Source organism: Oceanobacter sp. 5_MG-2023 (genome assembly GCF_030548165.1).
Taxonomy (GTDB): Bacteria; Pseudomonadota; Gammaproteobacteria; order Pseudomonadales; family Oceanobacteraceae; genus Oceanobacter.
Map to the genome: position 1 here is coordinate 44,991 of NZ_JAUORS010000007.1, position 16,096 is coordinate 61,086.

The window sequence follows — 16,096 nt, forward strand, 5'->3', positions numbered from 1 at the left end:
CGAATTTGTCACCACAGACATCCGTCTGTACCCCATCAGGGTGAAATAGCAATTCACGGGCCAGTCCGTTCCCACCAGCAAGAATTCATATTAAAAACCCCGGAGTCTTGCCACCAGCCACAGCAATCGCGGCTATCATCAGCGTTTCAGGGGTGGCTAACAAGATCACTGCGACAGTTTGCCCCGCTGCCAATCCTTTGCAAAATGGCCGACATCCACTAATATCATGTCAATATTGACAGCCTGGTGACACCAATGTCAGATCCCCGCAGTTACAACCACTTGCCTGGTATCTCTTCTTTACTGGACGCCATTGCTGCTCCCGCCATTCTGATGGATCGCGAGTACCGTATTTGTGCTGCCAACCAGGCATACCGGGAACACTTTTCCGGCAACAGCGCCCTGCTCGGTCGGCATTGCTACGAGGTCTCCCATGGCTACAAAGTCCCTTGTGACCAGGCCGGAGAAACCTGCCCGCTACAGGGCTGTCTGCGTACCGGCCAGCGCCAGCGTATCCTGCATATTCATAACACCTGCCAGGGCAAGGAACACGTTGATGTGGAGCTGAGCCCGGTACGTAATGACGATGGCCAGATTGAGTTTTTTGTTGAAATCATGTCGCCCGTACGCACTCCGGACACCCCAGGGTCGCGGCCCATGCTGGGGTTCAGTCAGGCCTATACCGACATGCTGGCCATGCTCAGCCGAGCGGCTCCGACCGAGATCAATGTACTGCTGCTGGGTGAATCCGGCACCGGCAAAGAGCTCGCCGCCCGACACATTCATCAGCACAGCAGCCGCGCCAACAAGCCATTTGTAACGGTGGAATGTTCTGGTCTGACCGAAAGCCTGTTTGAAAGTGAACTGTTTGGTCACGAAAAAGGCGCCTTTACCGGAGCCACCCAACGCAAGCCAGGCCTGGTCGAAGCCGCCCGGGGCGGAACGTTGTTTCTGGATGAAGTAGGGGATATTCCGCTTGCCATGCAGGTCAAGCTGCTGCGTCTGATCGAAACCGGCAGCTACCGCCCGGTGGGCAGCGTAACGCTGCAACAGGCCGACTTCCGGTTGGTGTGTGCCACCCATCGGCAACTGACCCAGATGGTTGATGCCGGCACTTTCCGGCAAGACCTCTACTACCGGATATCACCCTTTCCGATTCTGTTGCCCTCGCTGGCAGAACGGCGGGCCGATATTGTTCCACTGGCCCGCAAACTGCTGCAACAACTGAGTCAGGAACGGCCGCACGTACTGTCTGCTGCCGCCTGCGACTGGCTCGAACAACAGCAGTTTCCCGGTAATATTCGCGAACTGAGAAACCGCCTCGAACGAGCCACTATCTTATGTGATGATCGCGAAATCGAACCACGTCACCTGACGTTACCCGATGCCCTGAGACCGGAAGCCACGGAGACTCCCAGCCATTCCGCCACCCGGATACCAACAAAACGGATCACCGGTCTGGCCACCGATCCAGATCAGGCCATGCCACTGGACCAACTCGAAGCCCGCTACCTGCTTGCCATTACCCAACAATTTGATGGCGACAACACCCGTTTAGCCAAACAACTGGGCATCAGTGAGCGTACCCTGTACCGCAAGCTGGCCAATGCCCGAGCCAGTCAAACCAACAACGCCAGTGATTCGTCAACCGACTGAGCCATCAGCAGCAGCAAAACACTGAATTTTGCTGCAATAATGACCACTTCAGGGCGGTTATGACTATTGTTCATTAGATACCAGCGTTCAGGTGTGTACAATTGCGCCAAATTTTTACAAGCACCCGTGACTATGAAACGACTCACTATTGCACTGGCCGCTTTGGCACTGAGTGCCTGCTCGGTTGGCAACCTGCCCAAGAACCTCTCACGCTCGATGATGAACAACGACAATCCGGAAGTCGTGGCCGCGGGAGCACCGGCATATCTGCTTTTGCTCGACGCGCTGGTACTCACCTATCCCCATGACGAAGACTTCTTGCTGTCTGCCTCCCAGCTGTATGGCGCTTACTCGGGTGTCTTTTCCCGCGACCCAAGCCAGGCACAACGGATGGCCGACAAGGCTCTGGAATACGCCACCCGCGGCTTGTGTGAATACGATGACGACGCCTGTGAAGCCGTCGAATTACCGCAGGACGACATGCTGACGGCGCTCGACCGGCACTTTGATGAAGACGATATTCACGTCTTCTATGCCTATGCCGCCGCCAAGGCCGGCTGGATTCAGGCCAACAGCAGCGACTGGGGTGCCATTGCCGAACTGGGTAAAACCAAGGCTTTGATGCAGTGGGTCGCCAATATCCAGCCGGACTACGACCAGGGAACCTTGCAGGTATATCTCGGCGTCATGGAAACCCAGCTGCCACCATCTCTGGGTGGTCGCCCGGAAATCGGCCGCGAGCATTTTGAAAAGGCCCTGCAATACAGTGATGGCAAACATCTGATGGCCAAGGTGCTGTACGCCAAACAATATGCCCGCTTGATGTTTGATCAGGAACTTCACGACCGTCTGCTCAACGAAGCTATTGCGGCCGACCCGGAAGCCGAAGGTCTGACCCTGATTAATCATCTGGCCCAGAGCCAGGCCACTGAACTGTTGGCAGAATCTGCCGATTTTTTTGAATAATCGCCTTTTGAATACCAGCCAAGAGTAACCACACATGAAAAACAAACTGATTGCCCTGGGTCTGATGCTGCTATGCCTGAGCCCGCTGTCCCAGGCTGCAACATTAAAAATAGCCACCCTCGCTCCCGATGGCACCAACTGGATGAAGCAGATGCGTTCTGCCGCAGCTGACATCAAAAAAGCGACCGATGGCCGCGTCAAAATCAAATACTTTCCTGGCGGTGTGCAAGGCAGTGACAAAAGTGTGCTGCGCAAAATGAAAATCGGCCAGCTGCAAGGTGGCGCCGTTTCGGCAGGGGCGCTCGCGAATATCGCCAACGAAGTGCAGCTGTACAGCTTGCCATTTACCTTTCAGAACCCGGCAGAACTGAGTGCTGTTCGCCCGGAATTTGACCACTACATTATTGATGCGCTGGAAGCCAAGGGTTACGTCGTCCTCGGTCTGACCGAAGGTGGCTTTGCCTATGTCATGGGCAACAAACCCCTGAAAACCACGGCCGACTTCAGTGGCCAGAAAGTCTGGACTCCTGAAGGTGACCTGGTCACCCAGACCGTATTCCAGAAAGCCGGTGTCGAGCCGATTTCGCTGCCGATTTCGGATGTCTACACCAGCTTGCAAACCGGCCTGATCGATACTGTTGGTGTTAACCTGACGGCCTCTATCGCGCTGCAATGGCACAGCAAACTGAGCCACGCAACCGACCTGCCATTACTCTCGCTGCTGGGCATGATGGTGGTCGATCAAAAAGCCTTTAACAAACTGTCGGCGGAAGACCAGACCACCGTGCGCAGCATTATGAAATCCACCTACGCCCAGATGGACAAACAGAATCTTGTTGATGAAGCCGGCGCACGTCAGGCACTGGAAAACAGCGGCATGACATTTGTACAACTGACCGATGCCGAAAAAGCCACCTGGCAACAACTGGCCAATGACAGCCTGACCGAACTGGCCAGCCAAGGTGTTTACCCGGTTGAATTGTATCGTCAACTACAGGCACATATTGCCGGGATCCGTGCAGGTCAATAACCTTGAAACACTCCCCTTTGCGGCGTCTGCTCGGCGCCATTCACACCCTGGAAGATGGCATTCTGGTGCTGGTGCTGATGGTCATGGTGTTGCTGGCCGGTATTGATATTGTCGCCCGCAGTGTCTTCGGCGGCGGTATCATGTGGATTCCTCCCGCCCTGAGGGTGATGGTGCTGTGGCTTGGTCTGATCGGAGGCATGGTCGCCACCCGTGGCCGTGAGCATATCGCCATCGACCTGGTTAACCGACTGGCTCCCAAGGTTGTCGCTGACGCCATCGCGATTATCACCTCGGCCTTTGCCGCCTTTATTTGCGCAGTTATCGCCTGGTACGGCTATGCCTATATCGAACTGGCCATTGAATTTGGTGATATCGCCTTCGCCAATATTCCTGCCTGGCCCTTACAGTTGATTATCCCCTTCAGCTTTGCCGTGATGGCGTTGCGCTTTGCCATTCAAAGTATTGAATCCTTGCTCAACATACTGGGTAACCATGCTGTAGCCGACGAGGCCCACTCATGAGCGTTCTGGTTCCACTGATTTTATTGGTATTGGCGCTGTCCGGTACGCCGCTGTTTGTGGTTATTGCTGCCAGCGCCATCTGGGGGTTTTACCAGACGGACGTTGATCTGATGGTTATGGCCATCGAGATTTACCGGATTGCCGAAATGCCGGTACTGATCGCCATCCCATTGTTTACCTTTGCCGGTTATTTGCTCGGGGAAAGCAAGGCACCGCAGCGGCTGGTACGTATTACCGATGCCTTCCTTGGCTGGATGCCCGGCGGACTGGCGATCGTTGCCCTGGTGACCTGTGCCCTGTTTACTGCCTTTACCGGTGCCTCCGGCGTTACCATTGTCGCCCTGGGCGCCCTGCTGGTACCAGCGTTACAGAAGTCCGGTTATCCGGAGCGCTTTAATCTTGGTCTGGTCACCACCTCTGGCTCCCTCGGGTTGCTGTTTGCACCGTCGCTGCCCTTGATCCTGTACGGCGTTGTAGCGCAGCAAATGTCGCTCGACGTCGCAGTCAGTATCGATGACCTGTTTCTGGCTGGGTTACTGCCCGGCGGCCTGATGCTGGTTGCGCTGTCGCTGTACAGTGGCTGGGTATCCCGTAATGCCGAACGTAATCACCACCCGTTCGACAAGGCCGAGGCCTGGGCTGCACTGAAGGATACCAAGTGGGAAATGCCGCTACCCTTTCTGGTACTGGGAGGTATTTATGGTGGCTGGTTTGCGGTTTCAGAAGCGGCGGCCATTACTGCGTTTTACGTACTGATTGTTTCCACTCTGATTCGACGTGAAATTCCGTTCAAGCAGCTAGTGACCGTGATGCGGGATTCCATGAAGCTGGTTGGCGCAATCTTGCTGATTCTGGCGGTTTCCATGGCATCCACCAATTACATGATTGATGCCGGTGTGCCGGAAAAAATCTTTGGTTTTATTCAGCAGCACGTCAGTGACAGCTTTACCTTCCTGCTGTTACTCACCCTGTTCCTGCTGATACTGGGCATGATGCTGGATATATTCTCCGCGATTGTGATCATGATTCCCATTATTCTGCCAATTGCGGTGGAATACGGTATTCATCCGATTCATCTGGGGATTTTATTCCTCGCCAATATGCAGCTGGGGTACTTTACTCCACCGGTCGGGATGAACCTGTTTATTGCCAGCTTCCGCTTTAACAAACCGGTGATGGAGTTGTATCGCGCTACCTTGCCGTTCTTCTTTATCCTGCTGGCAACAGTGCTGATCATTACCTTCTGGCCCGGCCTGAGCCTGGCCTTTATCGGGGAATAAACGCCACTCCCGGAGAGTCGTCGTGAATGGCGGCTCTCTTTTTTCTCTCCTCACTACAAAACCTCTACTCTCTTATCCATACCTTCTGATTCGCACCCTGTTCCCTATCGGCTTGTTATCCGCTTTAGCCAGTCCAGAATGTTTGTGTACAGAACATCAGCTGCAATCAATCACAACCAGACCTGGCAGCCACAAGCAATAGCCGACAGCACTGGCTTGACTACTGTCTCTGTCTATATTGGTGTGGGTGTGGGTGGTGCGGGTAGCAGAGTAGTTGGTGCAGGGTTAATCCCCACACCAAAACAATTTAATGCGCGTGGCCCCGGCTTTTGCGAATCAGGGCATAGGAGGTTTGGATCTGCTGGGTTTTTTCCTTGGCCAGTCGCAGCATTTCTTCAGGCATACCGCTGGCAGAGAGTTTGTCAGGATGGTTCTGGCTCATTAATCGCCGATAGGTTTTTTTCAGGGTATCGTCATCCACATCGGCTGGGACACCCAGCGTGGCGTAGGCTTGTTCCAGCTGATCACTTTGGCTGACACCGCCGTTACGGGCCTGGAACATGGCCGCTTCAATACGATCCCGTACCCGCTCAATCTGGGTCTGACTGATCCCCAGCACATTACTGAGGCGTTCGATCATCGCCCACTCCAAAGGCGACAACTCACCATCGGAATAACCGATGGTCATCACCACCTCAAGAAACATTTGCGCCATCGGCAAACTCAGTTGTGGTCGTAGCTGTTCCAGGTCGGCATTAAAGTCACAGTCCATATCCTTGCCTTCCTGAAACCAGGCAATCGCCCGTTGGCGGTCATCGCCCTTGAGCTGCATGCGGTCCATCACAAAGTTGGCGGCGGCGATTTCTTCTTCGCTGACGCGGCCATCGGCTTTGGCAATCCGCCCCATGCAACGGCATAACGATGAAATATAAAGCAGTCGCACGTTATTGGCTGTACTGGTACGAACCAGAACAGGAAATTGACCGCTCCAGATATTTTCAAGATTCTGGTCAAACATATGACCAACAAATGCGCCTATCATCATGCCAAACGGGCCACCGGTCATCAATCCGACCATGCCGCCCATGGCTTTTCCCATCCATAGCATCAGAACGTCTCTCTGGTGAGTTGCTGTTCCAGTTCAGCCAGACGTTGTGGCGTTCCCACATCCGTCCAGCGGCCATCCAGCAGGCAACCCTTGACTCGCCCACTGTCCATTGCCTGTCGCAGTATCGGAGCCAGTGGCTGCTTTGCCACCGGCAAGGCTGCCAGCAGATCCGGGTGGATCAGGCTGATCCCGGTAAAGGTGAAACCGGGGCCATCAGCCTCTGCCGCAACGTCGGTACCGTCAAGGAAAAAATCACCCGTCGGGTTATGATCAGGATTATCGGTTAACCAAAGCCAGGCCAATGTGTTCCCCGTCACCATTTCGGAAGATGCCACTTGCACAGCTTCCCGGTAATCCCAATCAGTCCAGACATCGCCATTGATCACTAAAAACGGCTGATCACCTAACAATGGTAACGCCTTGCGAATACCACCAGCGGTTTCCAGTGCATCGGTTTCGGCGGAGTAGCGAATGTTGGCGCCAAACTGATGGCCATCCTGCAACCGGGCCTCGATCATCTCCCCCAGCCAGGCGTGGTTGATGACCAGATCGGTCATGCCGGCGGCAACCAGTTTGTCAATATGGTGTTCAATCAGAGGCTTGCCGGCCAGCGTCAGCAGCGGTTTCGGGCAGTGATCCGTGAGCGGCGCCATACGTTGACCTCGCCCGGCTGCCAGTATCATGGCTTTCATCGTGATAACTGCACCAATTCTGGCATCAAACGCTGGTTCAGCCAGTGACTGAAGTCACTCAACTCGTCATACCGCCTGGCGATATCGATCAGGTACTGGCAGGTATTGGGAATATCCGCCAGGTAGGTCGGCTTGTGATCGCGCAGGTTCAGACGGGCAAAAATACCCGCGGCCTTGAGGTGTCGCTGCAATCCCATCCAGTCGACGTCACGCACACACTGTTGCCAGTCGCCGAGGTAATAACCACAGGGCCGCGCCAGCTCCCAATAATAGGCCACCAGCTCATCCACCAGCCCCTGAGGCCAGCGTACGTAACAATCCCGCACCAATGACACCAGATCGTAAGTGGACGGGCCTGCCAGAGCGTCCTGGAAATCAATGATGCCCAACATGCCATCCGGCTTCAGCATCAGGTTGCGGGAATGGTAATCCCGGTGCACGGTGACAACCGGTTGCGCCAAGGCCTGCCGAGCCAGCAAATCAAACACGCGGTCAAACATGGCCCGTTCAGCGTCCGTCAACGTCATTTGCAGCTGCTGTTCACATAACCAGTCACGGAACAGCGCCATCTCCTGCAGCAGGAGAGTGTTATCGTAAGCAGGCAGGTCGCGACAGCTGACACCCTGAAGCTGCACCAGCTGCTCTATCGCCTGGCGATACAGGCCCAGTATCTGTTTTTCGGTCACATCCGGCTCATGCAGGGCAGTCCATAACAGCTGGTCACCAAAGTCTTCCAGTAGCATAAAGCCCTGATCAAGATCGGCGGCCAGCACCTGTGGCACCTCGACCTGCTGGTGACGCCACTGTTTGGCGATACGGATAAAACGCGGATTATCTTCCTTGTCTGGTGGAGCATCGACAAGAATCCAGCTCTTGCCCAGACCGCGCAGGCGGAAGTAACGACGGAAACTGGCATCACCGGATACCGTTTCCAGGCTGGCATTGACGTCCAGATTAGCTTTGCGGCGAATGGTGCTGGACGCCCAGTTGATCAGGTGATCAAGGCGCGGGTCCATGTTGGCCTCACATTTGTTATCGATCTAAAATTGCGCGCATTGAGCGCCCCCCGTATCATCTGCGCGCTAAGATACCACACTTCACTGTACAGGCACCCACGCTCAGCCATGGCGGATCACAGACATTCAGATGCAATATCCCTCCAGCGGCTCCCCATCCGGGTGTCGTTTCTGCCAGCGCGTCTGGCGCTTTTGGGCAGCTCCGAGCGGTTCCTGGCGGTGCTGTGCCTGACCGCGACCAGTATGATCACCAGTGTCTCCGTCCAGGCGGACACACCGGCATTAAACTGGTACCCGCGGGCATTGCTGAGCGATGCCGAGCAGGCCGACCTGCCATCGTTTTGCTCCGGGCGTTATTTGCCCAATACCTTGCTACCTGTACCTGATGGCCGTCTCGAAGCAGAATCCGAGCAAGCCTTTGTTGATCGTCTTGGCAACGCAGAGTTTACTGGCGACGTCATCATGCAGCGGGAAGATTACGTTTTAAAGAGCCGGTCAGCGTACTGGGATGCGGACTTGCGTCAGGCCGAATTTGAAGGCGATGTCAGCTTTTTGAATAATGAAGTGACCGTCCACAGTGACAGCGCCCGTTTTCGCGAGCGTCTGAACGAGACGGCAACAAGCCCAGATAGCACCGACAGCACGAATAGCAGCGAGCTGGTTCTGCAAAACGCCCGCTATGCCCTGCCCGCTCGCCATATGCGCGGCACCGCCACCCGCATGATCACCCGCTCGGAAGGGACTATTGAGCTGAATGAAGCCACCGTCACCTGGTGCGAACCCGGGCAAAACGACTGGCGTATTGCCGCCAGCAATATTTATCTGGATCAGGAACGCGGTGTCGGCAGCGCCTGGAATACCCGTCTGGAAGTGATGGACGTACCGGTTTTTTATATTCCCTACTACCGCTTTCCGATTGATGACCGCCGCACCACAGGTTTTCTCGACCCCAGTTTCTCTCTTGGTGGCGACGCCGGGCTGGACGAGCTGAAAATGCCGTTCTACCTGAATCTGGCCAGCAACCTGGATGCCACCATTACGCCCCATTACTTCAATCAGCGTGGCTGGTTGTGGGAAAGCCAGCTGCGTCATAAAACCGGGTTATTCGGCGATGGTGAGCTGAACTACGCCTATATCGATCAGGATGCCACGGAAGATAGTGAACGCTGGCTGATCAATTACCTGCAATCCGGCAGGTTTGGCCAACACTGGCAACATCGCTGGATCTACAACCATGTCAGCGATGACGACTACCTGTCCGACCTGAACTCCTCAGCCACCATCGACCGCACCACCCACTTGCCGCGAATGGGGCTACTGAGCTACCAGAAAGACGCCTGGCAGCTGGATCTCCTGGTCGAAGGGTTCCAGACCATTGACGACAGCATTGACCTCGAAGACCGGCCCTACAAGCGCCTGCCGCAAGCCACGCTCGATTACCGGCAACAATACGACCGCTGGCAGGTCAGCAGCCGTTTGCAAGCGACCCGTTTTGAGCGGGATAACAGCGCCGTAATCGATGGTACGGAACAAACCCTGACGGATTTCGATTCACTGAATGGCCGTCGACTGGTCAGTGACAACACCATCGCCTGGCGTTTCGAACAGCCGTACAGCTATCTTCAGCCAGAAGCCAGTTATCGCTACCGCTATTACCGTCTCAGCAGTCAAGACAGCTTTGATTACGATGACACGATCAACTACGGCGTTCCCCGTTACAGCCTTGATTCCGGCCTGTTTTTCGAACGGTCGTTACACTGGTTTGATGAACATCAGACACAAACGCTGGAGCCTCGACTGTTTTGGGTCAAAAGCCCTTACCAGTCCGGTCAGGATGACATTCCGGCCTTTGATACCAAGGTCACCAGCGTCACCTACGACAGCCTGTTTGTCGGCGATCGTTTTATCGGCTCTGACCGGCTTGCCGACCTGGAACAGGTCAGCCTCGGCATCACCAGCCGGATTATCGATCAAAGTGGCGACGAATGGCTGCGCTTCAGTCTTGGCCGGGTCTACTTCGGTGACGAACGCCAGGTGCTGCTCGACAGTGACGAAGTCAATGACAGCAATAATACATCCAGCACTATCGCCGAAGTGGAATGGCGGCCCGGCGATCACTGGCGGCTCAATCAGACGCTAGAGTGGGACGCCTACGGCGATTATGCTCGTCAGCACCGTTTTGGCGCAGGCTATACACCGGGCAACAACCGCATGCTGAACCTTTCAGTCAACAAGGTTCAAAGTGAGGATTCCGACAGCGGTGACATTGAAACCGATCTCTATCAGGCCGATGTCAGTGCTTACTGGGCACTGAATGACAGCTGGGCCTTGACCGGGCGCGTACTCAAGGACATGAAAGACTATCCTGCAGACGAGCGTCGCCCGGTCAGCTCCGTGCTCGAAGCACTGGCCGGATTTGAATATCAGAATTGTTGCTGGCGTCTGCAAGTGCTGTACAAGGAGTATTCTCCGACAGCCGACGACGACAGCAGCTATAGTACCGAAAAGACCGAGAGCCTGATGTTCAGTATTCAGCTCAAAGGTCTCAGCACGCTGGGGGGTGGCACCGACGCCACCATAAGCAACAGCATCAAGGGTTACTCCAAACGGCAATACCATGACTATTAACAAGCTGATTTTTTTGTTTTTTCTTACCCTCGGCAGCACGCTGAGCCAGGCCCAGCCAGTACTGATCGACCATGTGGTGGCGATTGTCGACGATGACGTCATTATGGCGTCCCAGTTGCAGCAACGTATCCAGAATGTCCGCAACCAGAACCGGGGCGCCAATCTGCCGGAAGACGCCGTGCTGGGCAAACAGGTACTGGATCGCCTGATTGAGGAAAGTATTCAGCTGCAACTGGCCAAGCGGATTGGTATCCGTATCAGCGATGCCCAGTTGAACGACTCCCTGCAACGTATTGCCGCCCAGAACAAGATGAATCTGGAGCAGTTCCGGGTGGCGATGGAAGCCGAAGGTATTCCCTTTGCCACTGCCCGGGCGCAGATTGAAACCGAGATGATCACCAGCCGTTTGCAGCGCATTCGGGTCGGCGAAACCATCCAGATTACCGATCAGGATGTGGATTATTTCCTCGCCTCTGAAGTGGGCAAAATGGCCTCCGCTGCCGAATACCGTCTTGGCCACATTCTGGTATCCATCCCTGCTGACGCCAACGCCAGCGACCTGCAAAAAGCCGAGTTGAAAGCCCGCAGCCTGGCGTCCCGCATTCGTGGCGGTGCCAACTTCAGCGATGTCGCCATTGCCGATTCCGACGGCCGCAATGCCCTCAAGGGTGGTGATCTCGGCTGGCGTAAAGAAGGCCAGTTACCCGGAATTTTTGCACCCGTCGTACCAGACCTGGCTATTGGTGATGTCTCCGATCCAATCCGCAGCTCCAGTGGTTATCACCTGGTTGCAGTGCTGGAAAAACGCGGTGGTAACAGCCAGATGATCACCCAGTATCAAGTGCGCCATATTCTCGTCAGCCCGAACGAATTACGCAGTGAAAGCGACACTGAAACCCTGATCAACCAGCTTTATCAGCGCCTGCAACAAGGGCAGGACTTCGCCGTGTTGGCCAAGGAGTTCAGTGATGACCCTGGCAGCGGTGCCGCAGGCGGAGACCTTGGCTGGGTCAGCCCGGGTGCCATGGTGCCAGAGTTCGATACCACCATGCAGCAATCCCAGGTTGGCCATATCAGCGCACCGTTTGAAACCCAGTTCGGCTGGCACATTCTGCAAGTACAGGATCAACGCCAAAGTGATATCGGCAAGGAAATGCAGCGTAATCAGGTGCGTCAGTTACTGTACTCGCGCCGCTTTGAAGAAGAGCTGCCTTTGTGGCTACGTAAAATCCGCACCGAAGCGTACGTCGATATCAAGGAGCCGGCATGACCCTGCGCCTGGCTATCACCGCCGGTGAACCCGGTGGCATTGGCCCTGACCTTTGTATTCAGCTGGCCCAACAAGGCAGTGAGCACCAACTGGTCGTGATCGCCGACCCGCAGCTATTGGCCGAACGGGCACAGTTGCTCGGTTTGCCACTGACGCTGGCAACCTTTGATCCGGCCACCGCGGCCACTCCAACGCCCGCGGGCACCCTGTACGTACAGGCCGTTGCCCTGCAACAACCTGCCGTGGCCGGTGAACTTGACCCGGCCAATGCCGCGTACGTTCTGGCCACCCTGACCATGGCTGCACAAGGCTGCCAGCAAGGTCATTGGGACGGCATCGTCACCGCGCCGGTACACAAGGGCATCATCAACGATGCCGGTATTCCGTTCAGTGGCCATACCGAATACTTCCGGGATTTTGCCGGCGTTGAAGAAGTCGTCATGATGTTGGCCACCACCGATTTACGCGTCGCACTGGTGACCACTCACTTGCCGCTGCGCCAAGTGGCGGATGCCATTACCCCGGAACGCCTGAGCCGGGTGATCCATATCCTGGATCATGACCTGAAAACCTTTTTTGGCTGCGTGCAACCTCGTATCCTGGTCGCGGGCCTCAACCCCCATGCCGGAGAAAACGGTCACCTCGGTCACGAAGAGCAAGATATTATCGGGCCAACGCTGGCCCAACTTCGAGCGCAAGGTATCGATCTGGTTGGGCCACTGCCCGCCGATACCCTGTACACCCCCAAACATCTGGCTGGCGCCGATGCCACCCTCGCCATGTATCATGACCAGGGCCTGCCGGTGCTGAAGTTTCATGGCTTTGGCCGCGCCGCCAACATTACGCTGGGCCTGCCCTTTATTCGTACTTCTGTTGACCATGGCACCGCCCTCGACCTGGCCGCCACCGGCAAGGCAGACAGCGGCAGCTTGCACACGGCCATCGCCGTGGCAGCCCACATGGCCAACAGCCGCCACACCGCTGGAGCCAAACCCGCATGAGCCGTCATCCCAAACCCAATAACATGCACGGCCACAAGGCCCGTAAACGCTTTGGGCAGAATTTCCTCCATGATCCTTACGTCATTGGCAAAATCGTTGATGCCATCTACCCCAAGGATGATGACTGCCTGGTCGAAATCGGTCCCGGAATGGGAGCCATTACCGAGCCGTTACTGGAAGCCACTGGCAAGCTGAACGTGGTCGAGCTGGATCGCGATCTGATTCCAATCCTGCGCACCAAGTTTTTCAACTACCCCGGTTTTCAGATTCATGAAGGCGATGCGTTAAAATTCGACTTCAGTCAATTGGTCAACGATGGCCAGCGCCTGCGCATTATTGGCAACCTGCCCTACAATATATCGACGCCTTTGATTTTTCATTTGCTCAGCCACCACACCTTGGTGCAAGACATGCATTTCATGTTGCAAAAGGAAGTCGTCGAGCGTTTGGCAGCCCGACCAGGTACGTCGGACTATGGCCGCTTGAGCATCATGACGCAGTACTACTGCAAGGTAGAACTGCTGTTTGTGGTGGGGCCGGGATCATTTAACCCGCCCCCCAAAGTGGATTCAGCCATTGTCAGAATGACGCCCTACAAAGAACTGCCTCTCGTTGCAAAAGATACAAAAATGCTACAGCGCGTTGTACGTGAAGCCTTTAGCATGCGCCGTAAAACCATACGAAATACATTAAAAAAGCTCATCAGTGCCGAACAGCTTCAAGCACTGGGTATCGACACACAGCTGCGCCCGGAAGTACTGACACTGGAAGAGTACGTTCGTATTTCTGATGCCGTATCGCAGCTGACAGAGCAAGCGGAGAAAGACAATGGAATTGAATGAAACCATCATGGTGAATGTACTGCCAGAATACTTGGAAGAGCAATCCGACCCGGAAGATGAACGTTTTGTCTTCTCCTATAAGGTTTATATCAGCAATATTGGGAAGCAGGGTGCCACGTTAAAAACCCGCCACTGGTTTATTACCAATGGCAATGGTGATGTGCAGGAAGTCAAAGGCGAAGGAGTCATCGGCGAGCAGCCCAACATCGCCCCTGGACAACAGTTCGACTACATATCCGGAGCAGTATTAAGCACTCCGGTGGGGAGCATGCGAGGCTATTACGTTATGGAAGCGGATGATGGCACCCTGTTTCATGCCAATATTCCGGTGTTCACCCTGGCGACCACCTTTGCCCTGAATTAACCCTCTTGGCCCAAACCTGAAGTGATGGACGGCAATACAGGTTGTTTATGCCGTCCCGAATACCGATACAACACCTGAGACAACACCAGCGACAGCAACCGATACAATCGACAGATATTGAACACAGATTCTGATACCGACCAATAACCAGCCCGGGCAAGACAGGCACACAACACCGGCCAATGCCCACAGACAACCAGAGAGGCAAATCGTGACCACTTACGCCATTGGTGATATCCAGGGCTGCTATGAACCCCTTCAGCGCTTGCTCGATCGTATTGAGTTTGACCCTCAGCACGATCAGCTCTGGCTCGCCGGAGATCTGGTCAATCGTGGCCCGCAAAGTCTGGAAGTGCTGCGCTGGGCCAAATCCCTCGGCGACCGTGTGGTCGCCGTACTTGGCAACCACGACCTGCACCTGCTGGCGCGTTATTACGGCAACAACCACAAAAGCAAAAAAGACACCCTCGACGCGGTACTGACGGCCCCGGATCGCGACGAACTGATGTACTGGCTCCGGCACCGCCCACTGGTACACCTGAGTGCAGACAAGCAATGGTGCATGAGCCACGCGGGTATTCCACCGTTCTGGTCCGCCGCACACGCCAAGACACTGGCCAGTGAGGTCGAACAGATATTACAGGGCGACCAGTATTCGCAATTGCTGAACTCCTTGTACGGTAACAAGCCAGATCAGTGGGATGAACACCTCACCGGCACGAATCGCTGGCGTGCAATTGTCAATTATTTGACACGTATGCGCTTTATCGATGCCCATAACCGCCTGGATTTCAGCGCCAAAGAAGGACTCGACAGCGCTCCCGCCGGTTTTATGCCCTGGTTTGAGGCAAGCAAGACCCAAACACGCCTTGTTTTTGGTCACTGGGCGGCCCTTAACGGCGAAGTCAACCATACTCGAATTGATGCCCTTGACACCGGCTGTGTCTGGGGTGGTTCTCTTACAGCCATGCGCCTGGACAACCGGCAGCGTTATGCCGTGCCGGCTCACCCCTGAGCCTGATGACAGCAACCACCGATAAAAAGGAGTAACAGATGAGCGGTTTTACCCAAATCAGCGCGGAAGACGCCAAAACCATGATCGCCAATAACGATGTCCAGATTGCCGACATTCGTGACGCAATGAGCTACGAAGTCGGTCATATGACCGCGGCACAGCGGGTCGACAACCAAAACCTCAACGAGTTTATTGCCGCCACCAGCAAGCAGAAACCCCTGATCGTCTGTTGCTACCATGGCAACTCCAGCCAAGGCGTGGCGCAGTTTTTTTCTGAACAAGGCTACGAAGCGGTATACAGCCTGAAAGGCGGTTACGAAATGTGGAAAATCGCCTGCCCGGAATTGTGCCAGCGCAGTTAGTTCGCCACTGCCAATCATGATATGACAACAACAGGCGTTGCCCATGGTCAGCGTCTGCTTGCTCTCGCCTTTTGAATTTGCCGTCCCTCTGTTCTTTACCTTCCTGATCTTCCTGCTCTCTCGCCAACGCTGCTGAAACGCTGTTGTCTCTGCCCTGACGACCGTTTTATTACCACTTGCAGAGCCACCCCTGCCTGCTTGTCAGACGCTTTTTTATGGTCGCAAACCGGCCTGCCGTTCATGTCAGACCACGCATTTTCAAACAAGTCCACGCTGTTACGGCACACTCGATGCATGACATTTTCTGTATCAACACATCATTCATCAGCCACCACCGCCGGACTG

The 16,096-nt window shown here is 55.1% G+C and carries 15 protein-coding genes; 12 read left to right on the forward strand and 3 right to left on the reverse strand.

The features are described from left to right. Window positions 1–255 precede the first annotated feature (255 nt). The 5 genes from Q4551_RS06460 (at window position 256) to Q4551_RS06480 (ending at window position 5,453) form a co-directional block, all read left to right on the forward strand. Window positions 256–1,656, forward strand: coding sequence for a sigma-54-dependent Fis family transcriptional regulator (locus Q4551_RS06460; protein ID WP_303432611.1), 1,401 nt, complete (start codon window positions 256–258; stop codon window positions 1,654–1,656). A 132-nt stretch (window positions 1,657–1,788) separates the two neighbouring features. Then, window positions 1,789–2,622, forward strand: coding sequence for a TRAP transporter TatT component family protein (locus tag Q4551_RS06465; protein ID WP_303432612.1), 834 nt, complete (start codon window positions 1,789–1,791; stop codon window positions 2,620–2,622). Between the two features lie 34 nt (window positions 2,623–2,656). Next, window positions 2,657–3,652 carry a TRAP transporter substrate-binding protein DctP gene (gene dctP / locus Q4551_RS06470; RefSeq protein ID WP_303432613.1) on the forward strand — a complete coding sequence of 332 codons (996 nt, stop codon included), beginning with the start codon at window positions 2,657–2,659 and terminating at the stop codon, window positions 3,650–3,652. A 2-nt stretch (window positions 3,653–3,654) separates the two neighbouring features. Then, window positions 3,655–4,173 (forward strand): TRAP transporter small permease, encoded by a 519-nt coding sequence (locus Q4551_RS06475; RefSeq protein WP_303432614.1) that lies wholly within the window; start codon window positions 3,655–3,657, stop codon window positions 4,171–4,173. Further along, a complete protein-coding gene (locus Q4551_RS06480) occupies window positions 4,170–5,453 on the forward strand; it encodes a TRAP transporter large permease (protein ID WP_303432615.1) in 1,284 nt (427 codons plus the stop codon). The genes Q4551_RS06475 and Q4551_RS06480 overlap by 4 nt, the downstream gene beginning before the upstream one ends. Window positions 5,454–5,760: 307 nt before the next feature. Here Q4551_RS06480 and djlA read toward each other — a convergent pair whose 3' ends face one another. The 3 genes from djlA to Q4551_RS06495 are packed head-to-tail and all read right to left on the reverse strand — an operon-like array spanning window position 5,761 to window position 8,269. Next, a complete protein-coding gene (gene djlA, locus Q4551_RS06485; RefSeq protein WP_303432616.1) occupies window positions 5,761–6,561 on the reverse strand; it encodes a co-chaperone DjlA in 801 nt (266 codons plus the stop codon). Continuing rightward, window positions 6,561–7,253, reverse strand: a complete 693-nt coding sequence (murU, locus tag Q4551_RS06490) for an N-acetylmuramate alpha-1-phosphate uridylyltransferase MurU (protein WP_303432617.1) — start codon at window positions 7,251–7,253, stop codon at window positions 6,561–6,563. The genes djlA and murU overlap by 1 nt, the downstream gene beginning before the upstream one ends. Beyond that, on the reverse strand, window positions 7,250–8,269 hold the full coding sequence (locus Q4551_RS06495) for an aminoglycoside phosphotransferase family protein (RefSeq protein WP_303432618.1): 1,020 nt from the start codon (window positions 8,267–8,269) through the stop codon (window positions 7,250–7,252). The genes murU and Q4551_RS06495 overlap by 4 nt, the downstream gene beginning before the upstream one ends. A gap of 162 nt (window positions 8,270–8,431) precedes the next feature. Here Q4551_RS06495 and Q4551_RS06500 point away from each other — a divergent pair, with 162 nt between their 5' ends. From Q4551_RS06500 to glpE, 7 genes are all read left to right on the forward strand, one after another. After that, on the forward strand, window positions 8,432–10,897 hold the full coding sequence (locus Q4551_RS06500; protein WP_303432619.1) for an LPS-assembly protein LptD: 2,466 nt from the start codon (window positions 8,432–8,434) through the stop codon (window positions 10,895–10,897). Then, on the forward strand, window positions 10,887–12,167 hold the full coding sequence (locus tag Q4551_RS06505; RefSeq protein ID WP_303432620.1) for a peptidylprolyl isomerase: 1,281 nt from the start codon (window positions 10,887–10,889) through the stop codon (window positions 12,165–12,167). Before Q4551_RS06500 ends, Q4551_RS06505 begins: the two co-directional genes overlap by 11 nt. Continuing rightward, window positions 12,164–13,168, forward strand: a complete 1,005-nt coding sequence (gene pdxA / locus Q4551_RS06510; RefSeq protein WP_303432621.1) for a 4-hydroxythreonine-4-phosphate dehydrogenase PdxA — start codon at window positions 12,164–12,166, stop codon at window positions 13,166–13,168. Before Q4551_RS06505 ends, pdxA begins: the two co-directional genes overlap by 4 nt. Beyond that, window positions 13,165–14,010, forward strand: a complete 846-nt coding sequence (rsmA, locus tag Q4551_RS06515; protein WP_303432622.1) for a 16S rRNA (adenine(1518)-N(6)/adenine(1519)-N(6))-dimethyltransferase RsmA — start codon at window positions 13,165–13,167, stop codon at window positions 14,008–14,010. The genes pdxA and rsmA overlap by 4 nt, the downstream gene beginning before the upstream one ends. Continuing rightward, window positions 13,997–14,374, forward strand: coding sequence for a Co2+/Mg2+ efflux protein ApaG (apaG, locus tag Q4551_RS06520; RefSeq protein ID WP_303432623.1), 378 nt, complete (start codon window positions 13,997–13,999; stop codon window positions 14,372–14,374). The genes rsmA and apaG overlap by 14 nt, the downstream gene beginning before the upstream one ends. Window positions 14,375–14,585: 211 nt before the next feature. Further along, complete coding sequence (locus Q4551_RS06525) at window positions 14,586–15,389, forward strand: symmetrical bis(5'-nucleosyl)-tetraphosphatase (RefSeq protein ID WP_303432624.1); 804 nt, start codon at window positions 14,586–14,588, stop codon at window positions 15,387–15,389. Between the two features lie 38 nt (window positions 15,390–15,427). Then, on the forward strand, window positions 15,428–15,751 hold the full coding sequence (gene glpE, locus Q4551_RS06530; RefSeq protein ID WP_303432625.1) for a thiosulfate sulfurtransferase GlpE: 324 nt from the start codon (window positions 15,428–15,430) through the stop codon (window positions 15,749–15,751). Window positions 15,752–16,096 lie beyond the last annotated feature (345 nt).

What these genes read in the sequence shown, in the direction of transcription:
- Q4551_RS06460 (WP_303432611.1), top strand. Translation starts at nt 256, where the DNA reads ATGTCAGATCCCCGCAGTTACAACCACTTGCCTGGTATCTCTTCTTTA.
- Q4551_RS06465 (WP_303432612.1), top strand. Translation starts at nt 1,789, where the DNA reads ATGAAACGACTCACTATTGCACTGGCCGCTTTGGCACTGAGTGCCTGC.
- dctP (WP_303432613.1), top strand. Translation starts at nt 2,657, where the DNA reads ATGAAAAACAAACTGATTGCCCTGGGTCTGATGCTGCTATGCCTGAGC.
- Q4551_RS06480 (WP_303432615.1), top strand. Translation starts at nt 4,170, where the DNA reads ATGAGCGTTCTGGTTCCACTGATTTTATTGGTATTGGCGCTGTCCGGT.
- djlA (WP_303432616.1), bottom strand. Translation starts at nt 6,561, where the DNA reads ATGCTATGGATGGGAAAAGCCATGGGCGGCATGGTCGGATTGATGACC.
- murU (WP_303432617.1), bottom strand. Translation starts at nt 7,253, where the DNA reads ATGAAAGCCATGATACTGGCAGCCGGGCGAGGTCAACGTATGGCGCCG.
- Q4551_RS06495 (WP_303432618.1), bottom strand. Translation starts at nt 8,269, where the DNA reads ATGGACCCGCGCCTTGATCACCTGATCAACTGGGCGTCCAGCACCATT.
- Q4551_RS06505 (WP_303432620.1), top strand. Translation starts at nt 10,887, where the DNA reads ATGACTATTAACAAGCTGATTTTTTTGTTTTTTCTTACCCTCGGCAGC.
- pdxA (WP_303432621.1), top strand. Translation starts at nt 12,164, where the DNA reads ATGACCCTGCGCCTGGCTATCACCGCCGGTGAACCCGGTGGCATTGGC.
- rsmA (WP_303432622.1), top strand. Translation starts at nt 13,165, where the DNA reads ATGAGCCGTCATCCCAAACCCAATAACATGCACGGCCACAAGGCCCGT.
- apaG (WP_303432623.1), top strand. Translation starts at nt 13,997, where the DNA reads ATGGAATTGAATGAAACCATCATGGTGAATGTACTGCCAGAATACTTG.
- glpE (WP_303432625.1), top strand. Translation starts at nt 15,428, where the DNA reads ATGAGCGGTTTTACCCAAATCAGCGCGGAAGACGCCAAAACCATGATC.